Source organism: Limosilactobacillus sp. (genome assembly GCF_022482365.1).
GTDB lineage: Bacteria > Bacillota > Bacilli > Lactobacillales > Lactobacillaceae > Limosilactobacillus.
In genome coordinates, this window is the sequence record NZ_JAKVPE010000001.1 from 389,926 (window position 1) to 409,081 (window position 19,156).

The window sequence follows — 19,156 nt, forward strand, 5'->3', positions numbered from 1 at the left end:
GCTAACTTGCTTTAGTATTTAACGGTGAGAAATCGCGCTTGTTTTTTTCCGGAACGGATATCTCATTGACGGTCGATTGTGATCGCTTTATTTTTTAAAATCGACGTGGTTCCTCGGAACGCACCGAAAAAAGCCCCGTAACCAAAAGCGGTTACGGGGTGAAAAGCAATTGTTAATTAAGCGTGCTTTTTAATGGTAATTAAGCCGAACATCGTAGCAAGTGAAGTACCAGCCAATGCAAGTACGCCGGCTTTGTTGTCGTTACCGGTTTGTGGTAACTGGGCAGCTTGGCTGTTGTTCTTGTTGTTAGCTGTTGGTGCAGCAACGTTAACGCCGTTAGCGGCAGTGCTTAACTTAATGACGTTGCCATCCTTGTCAACGGTGTAGCCAGGAATGATGTTGCCGTTAGCGTCAACAACGTGGCCATTGACGATCTTCCAGCCAGCTGGCAAACCAGCAATGGCAGCCGAAACGTGGAGCTCGATTTGTTTAGTAACTGTGGAGCCGTCTGGGAAGGTGACAAGGACGTCTTCAACGTAGTCGCCAGGTACTTGACTGTCGCGGGTCGCCTTGGCAGGATCGGCAAAAGCAACCGTGGTGCCAGTTGGAATCGTGTCGCCAGGCAGTTCAGCTAAGCTCATGAAGGCACTAGCGGCCATGCTTTGCGTTGGGTCGTCAGCCATGGCATTCTTAATCGAAAGCGTTGGCAGAGCTTGCTTAGCGTGCATGGAAGCGTCGTTAACTTCTACGATGTCGCCGTAGACTTTAGCATCGGTAATAAGGTTGGCCTTAGCGGTTGCTAAATCGGTGTTAGCTTTGTCTAAGGCCGCCTTTAAGTCGGCAATCTTGGCTTGAGCAGCCTTGGCAGCTGGCGTCAGCTTGTCGAGGCTGGCTTGGTCGGCCTTCACTTGGGCTTCAGCCATATCAAGGTTGTGCTGAGCATCCTTGACCGCCTTCATGGCATTGAGCAAGGCTTCGTGGCCCTTAGCTAACGTGTTGAGCTGGTCTGTTGCAGATTTGAGGTTAGCGTTGGCTTGAGTAAGCTTTGACTGAGCTTGGTCGTTAGCGGCCTTGGCAGCAGTCAAGGTAGCCTTAGTAGAATCAACCTTAGCCTGAGCTTGGGCGACCAGTTGGTTAGCCTTCGTTTGCAGCTCTTGGGCCTTCGCGAGGTTGGACTTAGCCGTGGCCAAGTTCTTTTGCAGGGTTGCTGGGTCCTTAGCGCCGTTAGTCAGTTGTGAGTAAGTAGCTTGAGCCTTAGCGAGGGCCATTTCGGCTTGTTGGGCGGCTGACTTCGCAGAAGCAAGGTCTTGTTGTGCTGAACCAAGCGCTTGCTTATCATGCGCAATTGCGGATTGCAAAGCGGTTGTGTCAGTAGATGGCTTGGTTGGGGTGAACATGAATACGTAGATGTTGCCATCTTGCCCGACTTGAACAGCAATGGACTTAGCTTTGCTTTGAAGAAGGAAGTTGGCATCGCCAATGAGTCCGTCATCCTGGCCTTTAGCTTCATTTTGGGCGTATTCAAAAAGGGCTCGATGGAGATTATCAACACTCAACCAGCCTTTATCAGGAAGTGTATTCTCATCAACTTCAGGGCCTTGACCGAGTTGATGCCCGTGTAAAAACCAACCTTCATTGCCACTATCTGTGTCATAGTCGGTAAATCCGTACTTCTGTGCAATTTTTTGTTCTTGATTGTAATGATTTTCCAGAGCAGACTGACTGTTTTCCCCCCAATTTAGTGCTGGTAAATTAACCATTTCTTTTACTGCTTCGGCGCCCTTATTAATGGCATTCATGTCAGTAGTCAGTGGTGCTAAGCCCCGGGATTGGCGAATTGGGTTGATTAGTTCCAGTACATAATTGGTGGCATTGATTGAAGCGCTGCTTGATAAGCCACGATTAACGCCGGAGTAACCCAATACTTTTTTCCAGGGAGCGTGTAGGTTATTTGGATCAGTTGGCTCGTACGTGTAATAATCAGGATAGCCAACTTTGACTAATAAGCGTCGTAAGTCAGGATCAGATTGATAAGAATCATTGAGGTTCGTTAAGGTGTGGCTAGCGGGAATCTTGTCATTATCATTTAGATATTGATTCTTGGCATTCTGCGGGTTCCATTTGTGCATAAAGTTTAATATTGCTGCATCCAGTTCATTTTCAATTCGACCCTGTTCTTCTCCCTGGTTGTTTTCGATGGCTTGCTTGAGTCGGTCTTGATAACTGTTGTACATATTATTGTACTGGTCATCAAGTCGGAAATTCCCATTAGATGAGTCATCACCGTTACTTGGTACGGTTTGGGTCGCCGCATCCAACTTAGCTTGATCTTGCTTCAGTTGGTTTTCAGCCGTGTTTACAATTCCCTGCTTGCTCTTAACGTCATTGTCGGCGTTGTTCTTGGCCGTTTGGGCATCGCTGACCTTCTGAGCGGCGTTCTTGATGGCTGCGCCTTGGTTGGTGATGGCATTAACATTGGATTGAGCGGTATTGACGTTGTTTTGCGCGTCGGTGACGGTTTGGTTGGCCTTCGTTTGCGCCTGTTTGGCGTTGGTTAAGTCCGTGTTAGCTTGATCGGCGTTCTTTTGGGCGTTGGACAAGGCAGCAGCGGTGCTGGCTGCGTTAGCTGAAGCCGTGTCAGCCGTCTTTTGGGCCGCGTCAGCCGTGGAGTGAGCCGCGGAGATTGAGTTGACGTCAAACCCGTTGGCTGAAGCGGCAGATTGAGCCTTAGCTAGCAGTTCGTTGTTCTGGTCTAAGTTAGCTTGAGCTTGACTTTGCGGATCCTGGTCAGAGACTAACTTGGCTTGAGCATCGCTTTGAGCTTGAATCGCGTTCGATGCTTGATTGTAGTTAGCTTGCGCGCTGGATTGAGCACTGGAAGCTTGAGCATAAGCTTGCCGCGAGGCTTTTTGAGCAGCCTTTAAGTCGCTTAAGGATGACGTGGCTTGAGTCGTTGCTGACTGTTGGTTAGCATCCGGAACTGCGTCGGCATGTGCATTCGTGGTTGCCATTGCACCGGCAGTAATAGCGACCCCAGCAGCGGCAGTAGTTGTCAAAATCTTCTTTATCTTGTGATTTTCAATAGTTCCTAAATTTCAAGAATAAGTTAGCCACTGGACTCAAATAAATAATACTGACCAATTGATTATTGGTTGATGGAGCTGTGATATCTCTTGGTAGAAGGCCTTACGATAGATATCCATTGACGAATGTCCATTAAACATAGCTCGTGGATAGTGATTCATCCAATCATTAGTCGCTATGATCTGAGCACTACTATAGTTATTTATAGCTTCACCTTTGGTAATCTCCTTGCGGAGAAACCGGTTATTGATCTCATTGGATCCACGTTCCCAAGGGGAATACGGATCAGCATAGAAAACATGATCGTGAACTTGTGTTAACTCACTAAATTCTGAACCGTTGTCAGAGGTTATTGTCTTAAAAATGCGATAGTAAGCATCTGTGCCCATTTTCTGGCGCAAATTTATAAAGAACTGATTTACTGCATGCGCAGTTTTACCAGCAATTTTACTCGTGATATTAACTCGTGAAAGGCGATCAGTCATTACTAGTACAACACTGTCATTACCGTTTTTCTGTCCCTGAACTGTATCCAGTTCCCAATGGCCAATTTCGGACCGTTGGTCCGCAGTTTGAGGTCGTTGAGCAATATTAGGCCCTAAGCACCTTTTAGCTTGCGGATGAGTTTGATGATGCTTACGTTTAGGTTTTTCAAAGAGGTCTAAATTGGACGTACGAAGCACACCCTCATTAATCCATTGATATAAAGTTACAACCGACTTTGGGATCAGGGTGCCATCATTCATTAAATCTCGAGCCTTATAAATAACCGCTTGTGGGGAGTAATGGTGGTCGTCAAACTCACCAAGCATTAGCTGATCAGCTAATCGTAAAAATTGCTTTGAAGAATAATATAAGCGACGACGACCAGAATGGCGGTGATGTTCAAGATATGTGGCCTGACCAGCTTCATAACTATAGATGTAGTAAGAATATTCGTAAATCTTACCATTAGATTTTTGACGACGAAGTTGGCGGACCGTACCACGGTTGAGCTCGTTATTAATTGTTTGATGATTAACTCCTAATTGGCGACCAATTGCGCGATTGGAAAGTCCTTGCGACTTTAAAGTCGCAATCATCACACGTTCTTCTTTAGTAAGATGAGCATTCTTTTTATGAGTAGTCAATAAAATAGTAGACATGGTATCATTTAAGTGCGTCATTTGACGGACATCCTTTCATATAGGTTTGGTTCACTTAATATGATACCTGATGTCACGCCGAATGGCGTTTTTTATTTACCACCAACTGGGTGGCTAACTTCATTCTATAATCTACCGATTTTCAATAGTTTTAGTATTAGACATAATTACGTCCTCCCTTTGTTCATATATAATAGCTATTATTGATACGAACATATCAACATATTTATTATACCTCTTATTGATTCTATTGAATCACTATAGTATAAAAATTGATTAAATTAGACGTCGAAAGTTAATAACGTTTTTTTCTATGCTTATTGAAAAAGGGCGGTTCACATGAGCATAGGCGAAAATATTTCTAAACATCGACGACGTCAAAAATTAACGCAGGAACAGCTAGCCGATATGAGCGGGTTAACACCTAACTACCTCTCAAAGATTGAGCGGGGCGTTGCTGATAAGTTCAGCGCGGTTAACTTGGTTCATATCGCGCAAGCGTTAAATGTTAGCGTTGACGATCTCACAAATAACGACGTCAAGACGTTGGCAAACCGCCCACACCAACAAGAATTAAACGATTTATTAAACGATCTTGATACCCAGACCAGCGAGCACCTTAGCTCTCTGCTTGTTGAATTATTGAAAACAGCTAATAATAAATAGGAATAGATAGGCAGAATTGCAATCTTTTCTAATTTAACAAATTGCTTTTCAAAATTTTGACGAATTGACGGTAAATGATGTCAAAAGGGCTTAAACGATGATCGATGGTTTTTGTGGCAATTGGTCGAATTTTGACAAAAGCGGAAACGCTGCTAATAAATAACGATCGTGACGTCAACTTCTACCTAATTAATGAGAAATAAACGACGGGTGTCCATTTTGTGATCACTGCCGATTTCTCTTATGTTCTTTCCGCGGCGTGTATCGTCATCGAAGACGATCCGAAAATCGTATGCAAAATTACGGTAAAAAAATAGATCCCGTAACCGATTCTTGGGTTACGGGATCTATTTTTATGTCGGAGTCGCGCCCGAGCGAACTGGCTTTCGTAGCGATACTCGCAATGGTGGGTGTCCTCGTTGTAGATGCCGATTATAGGATGCGCCGGCTTTTTTCCACTGCAGAAGGCATCCAATAACGTTAAAATTTGATCTCTGTGTCATTTTTGTGTTTGCTCTGGACCACATTAGGCATTAATCATATAAACAAAAAAGGGCAGGCAGTTAATGATCAGCCGAAGTGCTTGCCCCTGCCTTAACAACAAACCGATGCACCAGCCAGGTCAGCACCATTACCACCAGGATGGTCGGCACGGTGCTGCCACAGGGCAGGTTAAGGTTGATCAGGATCCGGTAGAGGATAAAGCCAACCGCCCAGAGCAGCAGGTTTGGCCAGGAAAATTCTTGGTGCCGATGATCCGCGTGGACAAGAAAGTAATCGGTCAGCTGAACTGCGATCATTGGGGCGAAGACAGAACCAATCAAATAGAGAAAGTTGGAAAAATTATCCATCGGCAGGGTAATTGCGCCGATCACTCCGATGATGGTAGCGACAATAGCAGTTAGGGTGCCCGACCAACTGCTAAAAATCGCCTTGGCGGAAATCCCTGCGGAGTAGGCATCCATGAAGGTGGTAGTGACGGTTGAGAAGACGACGATGATTAAGCCGGCGCTTCCCAGCCCAGCCCGCAGAATAATGGTGGCGATGTTGGTATCCTTGGTTAGCAGGGCCGCGCCAAGGCCAATAAAGGCCATCCAGCAAGAAGTAAGGCCGTAGACAATGGCGCTGACTGCACTGGCGCCAACCGGTTGCTGAGCGGCGGAGGTGTAGTCACTGATCAGCGGGAGCCAGGAAAGGGGCATCGCAATAACCAATTCCATTCCCTGGGCCCATGAAAGCTGACCGCCAGCCGGCAAGACCTGATGATGGGTGAAGATAACGCCACATAGGATGGCCGTCAAAATGACCAGGACCGTAATGGCGACGATGTTAAAGCCTCGCAGGTGCCGAATCCCGATCCGCAACCAGAGAATAATCAGGAGCCCGATTAAAAGTGCCCAGAGCCACTGGCCAAAGTGCCAAATGCCGTTCGCGGCGACGGCACCATCGTAGATCATGATTCCAGTCCAACCGACCAACTGGAGAACATTGAGCAGGGCAAAGAGGTAGGCGCCGTGTCGACCAAACGATAGCTTGGTGGCATTCATGGCGCTGAGCCGTTGCTGCCCACCAATCACGCCCGACAAGAAGAGCAGGAGGCAACCGATCAAATGACCAATCAGGATTACTAAGAGTCCCTGCCACATGCCGAGCGGGGCGAGGTAGGTTCCGGTTAGAATTTCCGCAATCGAAATTCCGGCACCGCACCAGATTAGTCCATTCTCTGTTAAACTTGTTCTTCTTTCCACAGTAAGCACCGTCCTTCTAATATTGTGCTCGGACAGTGTCCCCAAGAAAAAACGACCAGGGAAATTCGCCTGGTCGCCACTTTTGATCCCTTCGCTGGCATTATCCGAATCAGGTTCAATGGGTCGAGACGCGCAGTCTCCTCTCAGCCTGTTTGCAAGCTCCCCGTTATTTATTTCACTTTTAACATAGCAGATCTAAGTAATTTGTCAACCACAGTTAGTCATTGAGATGTTAGCAGCAATTTACTTTAACTAAATTCAAAACTAAAACAATAAAAAAGAACAGCCAAAACTTGAAAAATCGCGCTAAATCAACGAAAATAATGATAAATACACCAGAAAAGTAAAGGATAACATTTATGACTAATGATCCAAGCTTAAATAAAATTCATATCGTTTTCAACGGCCAAGAAACACCACCGATGAAGGTGAGCCAGCTCTTTGATGCCCACCGCTTTAACCGTTTAACTGCGGTCACGGGAGCAGTGACGGCCGATTTCATCAACGATTACCTGAGCAAATTCATTCAAGTCGAGATCGCTCTGAAAACGCCAGTAACTGCTGATGCTAATACTGCTGAGGACGAGATCACCAAAGAAGCGTTAGCCAACGCTCTCTTAGCAATGGCCAATAAGCAGCCGGCTAAGCTTTTCGAAGGCTTGACTAGTGCCAACCAGGCAAACGTGCTGAATGGCCTGTTTAGCGTTGAAATCTCACCGGCGCAGGCCTTGCATTCCCAATTCTACCTGCTCAGCAATTCGGAAACGCACGATACGCGGGTAATCCTCGGGAGCATCAATCTTGATCAGAAAGACTTTGATAAGGGCCAAAATCGCTTTGAGGAAATTCTGGTCTTTGATAGCGATATTCGGCTGTTCCAAAACCTTAGCGAACATTTTAAGAAGGATATTAAACCCGTTCTGCGGCCATATTTCACGGCTAACCTCCTGAAGGCCGCGCAAGCACAGCTGGACGAGGGGGCCAAGGACAAGCAGACCACCACCGGCAATCAGGTGGTGATCCTTGATAACGAGACAACTGATCAGATTGCCGCGGCGGACATGACCGACATCATCAGTCACGACGTTCAACAGCTCTTGGATAAGAAACTGATTCCAGAAGCGACCACGCTTGCGATGCGTGAGGTGACAACCAACCGTTCGCAGACAAAGGAAGCAATTGAGCGGGACGTCAAGCAGCATGACACGATCTACACCCTGCAGAAGGGGTCGGTTTCACCACGGGCAGCCAAGCCAAAGATCAAGACTCGTGAAAAAATCTACCAGCAGGTTCAGCAGGCCCTGATCAGTGGCATGACGCCACAGCAGCGCAAGGCTGAAAAGAAATACACGACCTTCCTTTACGATCGACCAATGGAGCGGAACCTATTGGCCAATAATAGTGGCCTTTACGTGCCGAACGATGCCGGAACCCACCCAATTCCCTTTGGCAAGCTAGCAACAATCAGCCAGATTCGCGATGGCCTGAAGAGCATCAATGCCGTCTTGGATGGCTACCGGAAGTACGTGGTAGACTACGACGACGATTACGGGAAACGATTCTACGAAGCAATCCTTTACGCCTTTACCGCACCCTTCCTGTGGGAAATTCGTCAGAAGGCCAGCCTGAACCCCGAGGACGGGAATGATGTGCCGAACTTCCTGGTGTTGGGAGCAACGGCCGGTTCCGGGAAGTCAACACTTTTGCGGATCATTAATCAGCTGACTTGGAACACCGACCGCTCACTGATCGACTTTGGGACGATTTACCCAAGTGATACCGCCCAAAAGAAAACCAAGACGGTCGAAGCTATTGAGCACTACATGAAGCAGGGAAGCTCCTATCCGGTTCTGCTGGATGAGATTGAACCGTACTTCTTCCAGCAGGATCAGTACAGTCGGCACCTGGTAGTGGATACGATGAACGAGTTGATCAACAATCCCCACCCAATCGCACCCTTAATTGGGACGACCAACTACGATTCCGGATTTACGATGCTTCGTGAAACCGCACGACGAACCTACTACCTGCAGATGGATAAGGTGATCGACGACCGGCAAAAGGGCGAGGCTAACAAGTACATCTACAACGTTCGCCAGACCCTCAACAACACGCTCTTCAAGGACTTCGTAATGCGGATGGCTAACCTGCTTGAGGACGATGAGACCCCATGGCGGGACTTCAACACCGCTAACGGCCAGCTTGACTTCCTGTCAAACACCCGGCAGATCTTCCGGGACTACTACAAGATGGCCGGAATGGAAGTGCCAGCCTACTTTGCGGATCAGATCTGCGATGACTTCCAGGAGAGCTCCCGGAATAGCTGGGCGAAATTGTATGTCACCCAGGCCGACGACTTCAAGTATCGCGAGGCCGACGACAGTCTCTTGTTTGACATCTCCAAGCTCAATACCTTTAACGGTTTCTCGGCCGATAGCATCGAGAAGTACCGGAACGCCCTGCCGATCGAACTCTGCGTCGACGGCATTAACGGTAAGCGGGGGAAGTTCGTGGAGATCAAGGCCCCGGACTTCTTCAAGTGGATTGGAGAGCGCAACCCATATGCTAAGAATTCCGAGACGAGCTCTGAAACATCATCCCCAGAGACAAATGATGACCAACAAACTGTCTCGCAAGAAGAAAAGCCAGTTAAAAAGAAGGGCTTTTGGGCCCGGTTATTCGGTTAAGGCCAAAACGTGGCAAAGCAATTATCCGCTTTGTCACGTTTTGTTTTAAATTTAATTGATTTTATTCACCAACCGGGCGAACTTGCGCGATAATAATGATAGACGAAATGGTGAAAAGAGCTGATTAGATGCAACGTCTCCATAAAATTGGCAAATTTATTGGCTACGGGCTGGGGGGATTATGCCTCGTCCTCGTGTTAACCCAGGCCTTCCTTCTGCGGGGGACTGCCGGGCAGACACTCAATTCGCATGCCTATCGGGATGATACTCATTATTCCCGGGTACCAACGCTGCTCATCCCCGGCTGGGGTGGCAACACGGTTACCTACAACCGGCTGATTAAGACCTATCAGCGGCAAAACGTCGCCCAGAAAGTGATGACCGTTTGGGTTTCACCGCGTAATCACATCCGGGTCAGCGGGAGTTGGCACGGGCAAAAGAACGCCCTGATCCAGGTGCTGTTTGACTGGAACTATAGCGGAACATACCATCCCCAGGTTACCCAGCTGCGTCACGTCCTAATTTATTTGCGGACCCACTACGGAATTAAGCGGACCAACGTCATTGCCCATTCGTATGGCGGGACCGAATTCATCCACGCTTACATGGGTTCCAAGTGGCTTCAGCACCACCTCCAGCTGCACAAACTGGTCTTCCTCGGGGTTCCGGTGGAGGAAAGTCTGCCGGAGCGGCTGTCCTACCACTACCCGCTCATTCACCATTCCAAAGATCAGAACTTCCAGCGGCTTTACCACCAGATGAAGAATTGGCAGGTCAACTATCCGGTGATTATCTATAACCTGATGGGCACAAAGGAGGGGAGCCGGGTTACGGATGGTTCCGTTCCCCATATCCAGTCGGAGATGCTGAAGGCACTGATCCAGTCACACCCAACAATTGAATACCACCAGAAAAACTACCGGAACACGTCCCACACGCAGCTGCACGATCGACCCCTGATCCTGCGGCAGATCCGGCAGATTCTCTGGGGAAAGGAGCAGTAGGTATGCAAAAAGAACACGGTCAGGTGACCGGCTTAATCTGGCGCGGTCCGGATGACCTGGCGACTTACCAGTTACTCAAGAACTATGCCGATCAGCATCAACTGACGGTCCCAGCGGCAGCAAAACAGCTGCTCGCCGAAGCCCTGCGGAAGCATTAGGTAAAATTTATCAAGTGTAAACATTTTACTTTAGGAGCCCTTCTTACTAAAATATAGTCATAATTTTAAAACGCGAAAGAGGGACTTTTAGCGATGAAGCAAATTGTTGATCAGTATTTTGATGGGGAGCGACCACTCTTTGGGGCGCACGACCTCCAATTGATTCGAACGACCTTTGGAGAAGGGGAGCCCCCGTTGAAGAATGGTCACGACTTAGAGCTCGACGGGGTGGTTTTCCAGTGGAAATACCCACTTTGGTATGACAAACACGTCAAAGTCGACAATACTATTTGGGAGACTATGTCGCGCTCCGGGATCTGGTACACTGATGACATCACAGTGACCAACAGCGCAATCCAGGCCCCTAAGCAGTTTCGGCGCTGCGACGGGGTGAACCTGAAGAACGTTCACTTCGGGGATGCCGCAGAAACGCTCTGGTCCTGTAAGAACATTCGCATGGAAAATGTCCAGGCCACTGGCGACTACTTCGGCATGAACAGCGAGAACGTCTACGCCGATCACCTGAACCTGATCGGGAACTACGGTTTTGACGGGGCCAAGAACGTTGAGGTTCATAACTCAACGATGGTCACCAAGGACAATTTCTGGAACTGCGAAAACGTGGTTGTCTACGACTCGGTCTTAAACGGTGAATACCTCGCCTGGAATACCAACCACATTACATTGATTAACTGCACGATCATCAGTGATCAGGGGCTCTGTTACACTAAGAACTTGACGATGAAGAATTGCCGCTTGCTGCGGACGGATTTAGCCTTTGAATACTGTGAGAACATTGATGCCGAAATCGATTCCGCGATCATGAGCGTTAAGAACCCGATCAGCGGACGGATTAAGGCCCGCCACATCGATGAAATCATCATGGATCCCAACGAGATCGACCCCAGCAAGACGACCATCGTGACTGACGATGATTCCGACCAGCACATCAAGCAACACTAGAAGGGAAGCATGGATAATGAAATATGATTTTGACACGATCCTTGACCGGCGCGCTACCAATTCCGAAAAGTGGCATATCAAGGAGGGCGAGCTGCCGCTGACCATCGCCGACATGGACTTCAAGACGGCCACCGAAATCACGGATGCCATGAAGAAAAAGATCGACCAGGGGGCATTTGGCTACGAGTACCCAACCAAGGAATACTATGAGGCCGTTGCCTACTGGTACCAAAGCGAACACCACGCCCATGCCGAGACCGATTGGATGCGTTTCACGACCGGGGTCATTCCGGCCCTGACGGCCAGCGTTCACCACTTCAGCCACGAGGGCGACAACGTCCTGCTGATGGAGCCGGTCTACAACACCTTCTATAACTCGATCATCAACAGCGGCCGGCACGTCATTGCCAGCCAGCAGCTCTACGACAACGAAACTCACACCTACCAGGTTGATTGGTACGACCTGGAGGACAAGCTGGCCAACCCGTTGACCACCTTGATGATCCTTTGCAACCCTCACAACCCGACCGGCTACGTCTGGACCAGGGATGAACTGGAACGCATCTTGTCCCTTGCCAAGCGTCACGGGGTGATCGTGATTTCCGATGAAATTCACGGCGATCTGGTACTGGAAGGGGCGGATTACACCCCGGCCTTCTCGCTGCCAACCGATTTGACGACCAACCTGATTACCCTGGTTTCGACCAGTAAGACCTTCAACCTGGCGGCCCTGCACTCGGCCACCGGGATCGTGCCGAATCCAATCCTGCGGGAGCGCTTCGACCGGGCCATCAACAAGTATGAGGTGGCCGAGCCAAACCTGCTAGCCATCCCGACGACCATTGCAGCCTACCGTCACGGTGCGGATTGGCTTCACCAACTGAAGGATTATGTGCGTGGCAACAAGGAATACGTTGCCGAATTCATCAAGCAGAATCTGCCGGAACTGCACCTGGTTCCGGGGACGGCCACCTACCTGCTCTGGATTGACACCAGTGCCCTGAGCGATGATAGCCAGCAGCTGGCTGACTTTATCCGTGAAGATACGGGTCTGATCATCAATCCGGGGACTTACTACCACGGTAATGGTGGCGACTTTATCCGAATCAATATCGCCTATCCGCGCAAGCAGATCGAGGATGGGATGAAGCGGCTTGCCAAGGCAATTACCGATTTTCCGGATGCTAAGTAGCCGGTTTAAACTACTAACGCCAGCTCTCGAACTAGTAATTTGCTCGTGGGCTGGCGTTGTTTTATTTAATCAGATAATCATGGCAAATTTGGCCGATGCGCTCGGCCGCGTGGCCATCACCGTAAGGATTCTTGGCTTCTGCCATTTGCTTGTATTCCTGAGGATCATCGAGCAAATGTTCCATCGCCGCCTTAACCCGATGGTAGTCAGTACCGACGACTTTCAGCGTGCCGGCGGTAACCCCCTCGGGCCGCTCGGTAGCATCGCGGAGAACCAAAACCGGTTTGTTTAAGGATGGGGCCTCTTCCTGAACACCACCGGAATCGGTCATGATAAAGTAGCTTCGGGCCGCCAGATTATGAAAGTCGAGGACGTCAAGCGGGTCGATCAGGTGAACGTTCGCCACGCCATCAAAGATCCGGTGCGCCGTTTCCTGGACCCGGGGACTGAGGTGAACCGGGTAAACCACGTCGATCTGGGGCCGCTGGCTGGCAACATCCCGGACAGCTCTGAAGACTTCTTCCATCGGTGATCCCTGATTTTCCCGCCGGTGCATAGTCAACAAAATAATGCGGTGATCATCCGGAATCTTGCTTAAGATCTCATGATGGTAGTCCTGACTGACCGTGTAGTGAAGGGCATCAATCGCCGTGTTTCCGGTGACAAAGATCTGTTTGGCTGGGTGGTTCTCCTTGAGCAGGTTTTCCCGACTGAGTGGGGTGGGAGCAAAGTAGAGCGTGGTGAGGTCGTCGGTTAGTTGGCGATTGGCCTCCTCCGGGAACGGTGCGGCCAGGTTCCACGTCCGCAGTCCCGCCTCAACGTGCCCGATCGGAACATGGTGATAGAAGGCACTGAGGCTGGCGGCCATGGTGGTCGTGGTGTCCCCGTGAACCAATAGGAGATCTGGCTTTTCTTGGTTAAGGATTTCATCCAGTCCGGACAGCACCTTGTTGGTTATCATTGTGAGAGTTTGGCTTTGATGCATAATTTTGAGGTCGTAGTCCGGTTGGAGCTTGAAAACGTCGAGCACCTGCTGAAGCATTTCCCGGTGTTGGCCGGTTACCACGACGATTGGCGTCAGGTCCGGTTCCTTTTCCAACTGCTTGACGACCGGCGCCATCTTAATGGCCTCCGGACGGGTGCCGAAGACAAGCATTATCTTTTTCAATTATCTCATTCCTTTCAGCGCGGCAATTGTCGTAAGCGTTGCGTCATAATAGTTGTGTTTCGTCAGTGGCTTGGCGAAGATGTGCTTCTGGCTTTCAAAGAGGTTGTCATAGCCGCGGCCCCGGTTGGCGCTGACGGCATAGAAGATTGGGGCGCTGAAGCTGTCGGATTGGTAGTGGTTCAGCTGTTTGCTGTTTAGTCGGTAGCCAGCGGTGACGTACTGGCGATGGGCAAAGAACTTCATCATCTTCGTCAGCACCTTCTGGGCCCGCGGATCCTTGCAGTCCGCTAGCATCATCGGTACCCGGCAGGCGTTAGCAGAGTAGTTGCCATCGTTTTTGCCGGCAACCGCGTTTGGTCGGACCGGCTTGGCCGAATGCCTGCCAACCCAGGCAAAGTCCGGGACGAGACCGGTCTTGTGCTGCTTACTGAGGGTCAGCAGGTGGTCCAGCATGCCGTTCTTAACGGTTCGCCACCGCCGATCGTGGGAAAGTTGGTAGAACTGGTCGAAAAAGCTTGGGGCAACGTCGGAGGTCCGCATTAGGCGGTAATATTTGGAATCGGCCGTTGCCCAGTCACCAACCGTTAGCGACCGGGTTTGTGGATTGTATTCGTAGTGGAGGATATCGGCGCACACTTTTTGCTCCAGCTGACGGTAGTAACTGGCGTGCTGTGGCCAAACCTTCGCCGCGGATCGGAGGGAGGCGGCGATGAAGAGGTCCCCATCGGTTGCGCTGTTGGCCTGGCTAGTCCACTTGCCTTTCTTAGATGCTTGTCGCCAGGCCATCAAATGGTTCCGGTGCGATTTGACCGTATCACGATGGGCAAGGTAGTAATTAAGCAGGTGGCGGTAATCTTTTTCTTGCGCCCACCCCTTCTCACCGGCCCAGGCCGTGATGCAGAGGCCGTACCCCTGACCTTCAGAAAGGGCGACGGGCTTGCGGCGATTATTGCTGGTATTAACGAAGGCTCGCTCCTTGGTCTGGTTGATGACATAGGCCTCTTGCCAGCGGGTATAGGTGGTTTTCTGAATGGATTTGGGATTTTCGAGCCGAATGGTTACCAGGGTTGCGGTATAAATCAGGGTGATGATCCCCAGCAGAATCCATAAATATCTTGAATGTTTCATGTTTTCTTCCTTAATCATTAAAACGTTTCGTTTTGACCCAGACGTTGCCGTTACGGTGGAAGAGAGCGTCCATCGTTACCGAGCAGATGGCATGAATCGAAACCACGATGAAGAGCTGCGAGTAGGTGAAGTAGGAGGCCAGGGCGAGCCAAACCTGGCTGGTCGTTGCCTGTCCATACTGGGTTGCCATGGCAATCGAAATCTGCAAGATGTAGAGAATGATCATTAGCAACCAGTTCAATAACAGCAGCTGCATCATTAGAATATTACTCTCTCCGAAGGTAAAGGGGAGCGTCAATCCGGGGATGAAGAGTCGGGCGATCAGGGTGATCACGTTGGCAATAAAGATGATATCAGACAAAACGATGGCAGCATTGAACCAAAAGAAGGTACAGGAATAGTAGAAGGTTTCCAGCTTGACCCGCCAGTTGCTGTGATCAAAGAGATGGCGGAAGTTATGGATCACAACCTGGTAGTTTCCCTTTGCCCAGCGCAGGCGCTGAAAGTAATAGTCGTGCAATCGTTCCGGTTCCTGCTGAAAGGCCTCGGAATTATAGGCCAGGGCAATCAGTTTGCCACTCTGCATGATCTTAAATGAGATATCCGTGTCCTCGGTCAGGGCCCCGTTACGCCAGCCGCCGATCGACTTGACAAATTCCCGTTTAATGATGAAATTGGTGCCAGGAATCCGGCCAATCTTAAACATGAACCAGATGGCACAGTGCTGAATGCGTTGCGTGACCACGATTTCCTGGTTAATGCACCGGGTCAGAAAATTCTGCTGAGCATTCCGTGTCTTGTTGCGACCAAAGACAGCCATGTAACGATCGGGATTTTCGAGGGCTTTTTTCACCAGGAAGTAGAGGGCATTTTGCTCCGGCATGGCGTCCGCATCGTAAACGCCAATGAATTCGCCCTGAGCCATTTCCAGCGCTTCGTTGAGGACCCCAGCCTTTCCGCCGGTCCCGGTCCGCTCGATCACCCGGGCATTGCGGCTCCTGTATTGGGGAAGGGCAAGTACTCGCCGCATTTCCTGTGCGGTGTGATCGGCGCAATTATCCGCGAAAAGCAGCAGCTCTACTCGATCGGCCGGGTAGTGGAGGTCAAGGATCGCCTTGGTTGTCTGGGCGATCACGACCTCCTCATTGTGGGCGGGAACGACAATCGTGATCAGGGGGTAACGGGAAAGGGGAGTAATCTTCACCAGCTTGGTGCTGTGCTTGAGCCAAAAGACCGTTGCCCCACCCAGTGTCGTGGTGGACATTAGAAGAGAGAACCAGATGGAAACCAAGGTGATAATCATTAATATTTCTTCAACCATCAGTTTCGCTCCTCCTTTTTCTGCTGAAAATGATCATAGCGCAGCATTGTCTTCTCCACGCGGGTGTAGATCACCCACTGACAGACAAAGAGCACTAGAACCAGGATAAAAAAGATCGCGGTGATGACCGTTGCTACCCAAAAGAAGATGCTCGTCATTTTAGTCATCCTCCTTTAAGTACTCAACTACCAGATCGGTTTCCATATCACGACCGATGTGGCGCATGACGTCATGCAACTCTGGGAAGGCGGCTGCCGACTTTCGATCGACCCGCTTGGCACCCCACTTAAACTGCGGGGTCGAACCCATGATTTTGAGATCGGCAAGATGATCACGAGTCAGGTGATTTTGGTAGTCATAGGCCTCTCGAGAAAAGTTATAGGAGATAATCAAAAAGGTGGCATTCCCCATGTAGAACAGGGCCTCTGACGGTCGCCGATACTTCTTAAGAACCGCAGCAATTTCCTTAACGGTGCGGTCGTACTCGTGGGCATGGAACTGGCGCAGTTGGTTTCCATGGGCAAGGTGAATGGCAGTCACGTACATCGACAGGTTCCCCTGGGGGTCATCTTTAATAAACTTGATTTCCTTTGCGTAGCGCTTGGCAGCGTTATACTTGGTCAACAGTTTGGTGACCGGATCGTAGTGTTCGACGTAGCTTTCGACGGCTTGGCGGTCGCGGTCAATCCAAAGCCAGCGTGCAAGGCGGTGCCGGCTGATAACATCAAAGCTGGCGCAGATCGGGAAGGCCAGTAGCAGCGCAAGCTTAAGTGAGAATGGCATCACGACGTAACCAAAAAGCAAGATGGCGCAGCCGATGGTGGTTAGGCCAATGATCAGCCAAGTAACTAGGATGCTGGGAATCAACAGGCCGGTGGCCATCCCCAGGATCATCATCACGAGAATGGCAGTAGAGGCATTGACGGAGTATAGGCCGGCCCACCACATCATGACCGCAATCAACGTTCCCATTAGGAAAAGAATAAAAAGGTCGAATTCAAGAGCGTGTCGCTGTTTCAAAGTAGACTCTCCTCCAAAATAAATAATTTTTGCACAAACTATATTATTATAGTCATTTTTTCGCTAAAATAGAAATGAAGAGTGACGTTATATAAGTAATTTTGTAGTGTGAAGTTAAATGAATGGGCTTTCACTAGATGAGCGCAGAATGTGCAAAATTTATATAAATGGTCGCTAATTCATTCATATTATGTGGAGGAGATCCTTATGCAAAAAGCAAAGACAGTTTACTTCTGTGCCGGCTGGTTCACGGACAAGCAAAACAAGGCCTACAAGCAAGCAATGGCAGCTATTCAGGAAAATTCAACGATTGATGTTGAGAATTCTTACATTCCATTGCAGCACCAGTACAAGAATTTGCGGGTTGACGAACACCCGGAATTGCTTGAAGATAAGGAATGGGCGACGGCAACTTACAACGGTGATCGGGTCGGCGTTTCCACATCCGACATGGTCCTGGCCGTTTACATCCCCGAGGAAGAAGACGTTGGAATGGGGGTTGAGCTAGGCATGGCCAGCGCCCTCGGCAAGTACATCACGGTGGTTATTCCAGACGAGGACTTCGGTAAGCCCATCAACCTGATGAGCTGGGGCATTGCGGATAACTTTATTAAGATGTCCGAACTGTCATCATATAATTTTAACCGGCCCGGCTTTGACTTCTACGACGGGGCCGTCTACTAATGTTAAAGGCATTCTTGCAAGAGCGCAGGAATGCCTTTTGATGTTGATATGAAGTTTTAGTTTACATAATATCGGTGCATTATTTTAGCTGAAAAAGCTGTTCGATTTCTCGCAACAGGCCATCGTGGTTGTTGTCATACTGGGTGGTGCGATCGGCGAGCTCGAGCAGGTCGGGGGTGGCGTTCTTCATGGCGTAACCACAACCGGCTTCAGCAATCATCTCCTGATCATTGGAAGTGTCACCAAAGGCAACTAACTCATGCATTTCTCCACCGGTAGAGTGAATTAGTTGGGTGAGGCTGACGGCCTTGTCGACGCCGGCCGGGAGAATGTCAATGCCCCAGGCGCCGCTATAGGTAGCGTGCACTTTGGGGAAATGGCGATTGATTTGACGAACGAGATTGTGAATCCACGCTAACGGGGGATGATGGAGGTACCAATTAAGGTTAAGATTATAGATTGGCTCATTAACGTCGGCAAGCCGTGAAAAATAAGCATGGTGCGGGTAGTAGGGGACCGGGACGTCGCGGAAGCGTTCGGCAATGAAAGTTTGCCGTGCCCCAGAAAGAGAGAGGAGGTCCGGTTGAGGAACAATTCCATTCACGTAGTCGAGCAGGTTGGCGATGGTTTTGCGTTCGTGGGGCTGGCTGAAGCTTTCCTTGCCGTTGACGATAATTCTACCCCCGTTTTCGGCCACAAAATTTTGGACAGCCGGGCAGGGATGAAAAATTGTCTGCAGGGCATCATAGCTGTTACCGCTGGCAACGATAAACATCACCCCTCGAGTAGCCAATTGCTGAACATCGCGATTAAGTCGGTCAGCAGCGAAGTGGTCTTGATCATCGAGCAGTGTCCCGTCGACGTCAATCGCCACGTAGCGCCATTTGGTCATTGTAAGTGCTCCTTTCGTTTTTTCTTCCTATATTACAGTCAGAAGTAGTGGATTGAAAGCTAATCTTTAGTGAGTCCAATATTATGATTACGATTTAATACACAAAATAAGTTTACATAATGTTTGATGCGTAATTTCAATTTAATCTTTCAGAATAATCATTATCCTGAATAGACGTTTATTAAATCTCACTTCTTTTAAATTGGTCTACCGGATCCAGCGAAAAGGAGCTTAAATATGAATAAGATCTTTGTTGAGGATCAATGGACGTCCTTGATTATCTCTGTTATGCTTAA

The 19,156-nt window shown here is 49.4% G+C and carries 16 protein-coding genes and 1 riboswitch; of the genes, 7 read left to right on the forward strand and 9 right to left on the reverse strand.

Features of this window, described 5'->3' with window-relative positions; translation table 11 throughout:
* Nucleotides 1-176: 176 nt before the first annotated feature.
* Both LKE23_RS01860 and LKE23_RS01865 read right to left on the reverse strand, forming a co-directional pair.
* Nucleotides 177-3,056 (reverse strand): LPXTG cell wall anchor domain-containing protein, encoded by a 2,880-nt coding sequence (locus tag LKE23_RS01860; protein ID WP_291977818.1) that lies wholly within the window; start codon nt 3,054-3,056, stop codon nt 177-179.
* A 63-nt stretch (nt 3,057-3,119) separates the two neighbouring features.
* Entirely contained in the window at nt 3,120-4,250 is a 1,131-nt protein-coding gene (locus LKE23_RS01865; protein WP_291976173.1) for an IS30 family transposase, read from the reverse strand.
* Nucleotides 4,251-4,568: 318 nt separating this feature from the next.
* On the opposite strand from LKE23_RS01865, the gene LKE23_RS01870 reads away from it, so the two are divergent.
* Complete coding sequence (locus tag LKE23_RS01870) at nt 4,569-4,895, forward strand: helix-turn-helix domain-containing protein (RefSeq protein ID WP_291977819.1); 327 nt, start codon at nt 4,569-4,571, stop codon at nt 4,893-4,895.
* 563 nt (nt 4,896-5,458) lie between these two features.
* Here the strand turns inward: LKE23_RS01870 and cytX are convergent.
* Complete coding sequence (gene cytX / locus LKE23_RS01875; RefSeq protein WP_291977820.1) at nt 5,459-6,643, reverse strand: putative hydroxymethylpyrimidine transporter CytX; 1,185 nt, start codon at nt 6,641-6,643, stop codon at nt 5,459-5,461.
* Between the two features lie 69 nt (nt 6,644-6,712).
* Nucleotides 6,713-6,819, reverse strand: a riboswitch (TPP riboswitch).
* A gap of 183 nt (nt 6,820-7,002) precedes the next feature.
* On the opposite strand from cytX, the gene LKE23_RS01880 reads away from it, so the two are divergent.
* The 5 genes from LKE23_RS01880 to LKE23_RS01900 all read left to right on the forward strand — a co-directional run bounded on the left by LKE23_RS01880 (nt 7,003) and on the right by LKE23_RS01900 (nt 12,647).
* Nucleotides 7,003-9,330 (forward strand): ATP-binding protein, encoded by a 2,328-nt coding sequence (locus LKE23_RS01880; RefSeq protein WP_291977821.1) that lies wholly within the window; start codon nt 7,003-7,005, stop codon nt 9,328-9,330.
* 128 nt (nt 9,331-9,458) lie between these two features.
* Nucleotides 9,459-10,334, forward strand: a complete 876-nt coding sequence (locus tag LKE23_RS01885) for an alpha/beta hydrolase (RefSeq protein ID WP_291977822.1) — start codon at nt 9,459-9,461, stop codon at nt 10,332-10,334.
* A 2-nt stretch (nt 10,335-10,336) separates the two neighbouring features.
* Nucleotides 10,337-10,492 (forward strand): hypothetical protein, encoded by a 156-nt coding sequence (locus tag LKE23_RS01890; protein ID WP_291977823.1) that lies wholly within the window; start codon nt 10,337-10,339, stop codon nt 10,490-10,492.
* A 93-nt stretch (nt 10,493-10,585) separates the two neighbouring features.
* Nucleotides 10,586-11,455, forward strand: a complete 870-nt coding sequence (locus LKE23_RS01895) for a DUF3737 family protein (protein WP_291977824.1) — start codon at nt 10,586-10,588, stop codon at nt 11,453-11,455.
* A 16-nt stretch (nt 11,456-11,471) separates the two neighbouring features.
* On the forward strand, nt 11,472-12,647 hold the full coding sequence (locus LKE23_RS01900) for a MalY/PatB family protein (protein ID WP_291977825.1): 1,176 nt from the start codon (nt 11,472-11,474) through the stop codon (nt 12,645-12,647).
* Nucleotides 12,648-12,708: 61 nt separating this feature from the next.
* Here the strand turns inward: LKE23_RS01900 and wecB are convergent, their stop codons facing one another.
* Genes wecB through LKE23_RS01925 form a run of 5 tightly spaced genes read right to left on the reverse strand, consistent with a single transcriptional unit; the run spans nt 12,709 to nt 17,284 of the window.
* Nucleotides 12,709-13,803, reverse strand: a complete 1,095-nt coding sequence (gene wecB / locus LKE23_RS01905; protein ID WP_434737621.1) for a non-hydrolyzing UDP-N-acetylglucosamine 2-epimerase — start codon at nt 13,801-13,803, stop codon at nt 12,709-12,711.
* Between the two features lie 12 nt (nt 13,804-13,815).
* Nucleotides 13,816-14,943, reverse strand: a complete 1,128-nt coding sequence (locus tag LKE23_RS01910; RefSeq protein ID WP_291977827.1) for a glycosyl hydrolase family 8 — start codon at nt 14,941-14,943, stop codon at nt 13,816-13,818.
* Between the two features lie 10 nt (nt 14,944-14,953).
* Complete coding sequence (locus tag LKE23_RS01915) at nt 14,954-16,264, reverse strand: glycosyltransferase family 2 protein (RefSeq protein WP_291977828.1); 1,311 nt, start codon at nt 16,262-16,264, stop codon at nt 14,954-14,956.
* Nucleotides 16,264-16,422, reverse strand: a complete 159-nt coding sequence (locus tag LKE23_RS01920) for a hypothetical protein (protein ID WP_291977829.1) — start codon at nt 16,420-16,422, stop codon at nt 16,264-16,266. Before LKE23_RS01920 ends, LKE23_RS01915 begins: the two co-directional genes overlap by 1 nt.
* A gap of 1 nt (nt 16,423) precedes the next feature.
* Nucleotides 16,424-17,284 carry a hypothetical protein gene (locus LKE23_RS01925; protein ID WP_291977830.1) on the reverse strand — a complete coding sequence of 287 codons (861 nt, stop codon included), beginning with the start codon at nt 17,282-17,284 and terminating at the stop codon, nt 16,424-16,426.
* 207 nt (nt 17,285-17,491) lie between these two features.
* On the opposite strand from LKE23_RS01925, the gene LKE23_RS01930 reads away from it, so the two are divergent.
* Nucleotides 17,492-17,968, forward strand: coding sequence for a nucleoside 2-deoxyribosyltransferase (locus tag LKE23_RS01930; RefSeq protein ID WP_291977831.1), 477 nt, complete (start codon nt 17,492-17,494; stop codon nt 17,966-17,968).
* A gap of 79 nt (nt 17,969-18,047) precedes the next feature.
* On the opposite strand, the gene LKE23_RS01935 is transcribed toward LKE23_RS01930, so the two are convergent.
* Nucleotides 18,048-18,860, reverse strand: coding sequence for an HAD-IIB family hydrolase (locus LKE23_RS01935; RefSeq protein WP_291977832.1), 813 nt, complete (start codon nt 18,858-18,860; stop codon nt 18,048-18,050).
* Between the last annotated feature and the right edge of the window lie 296 nt (nt 18,861-19,156).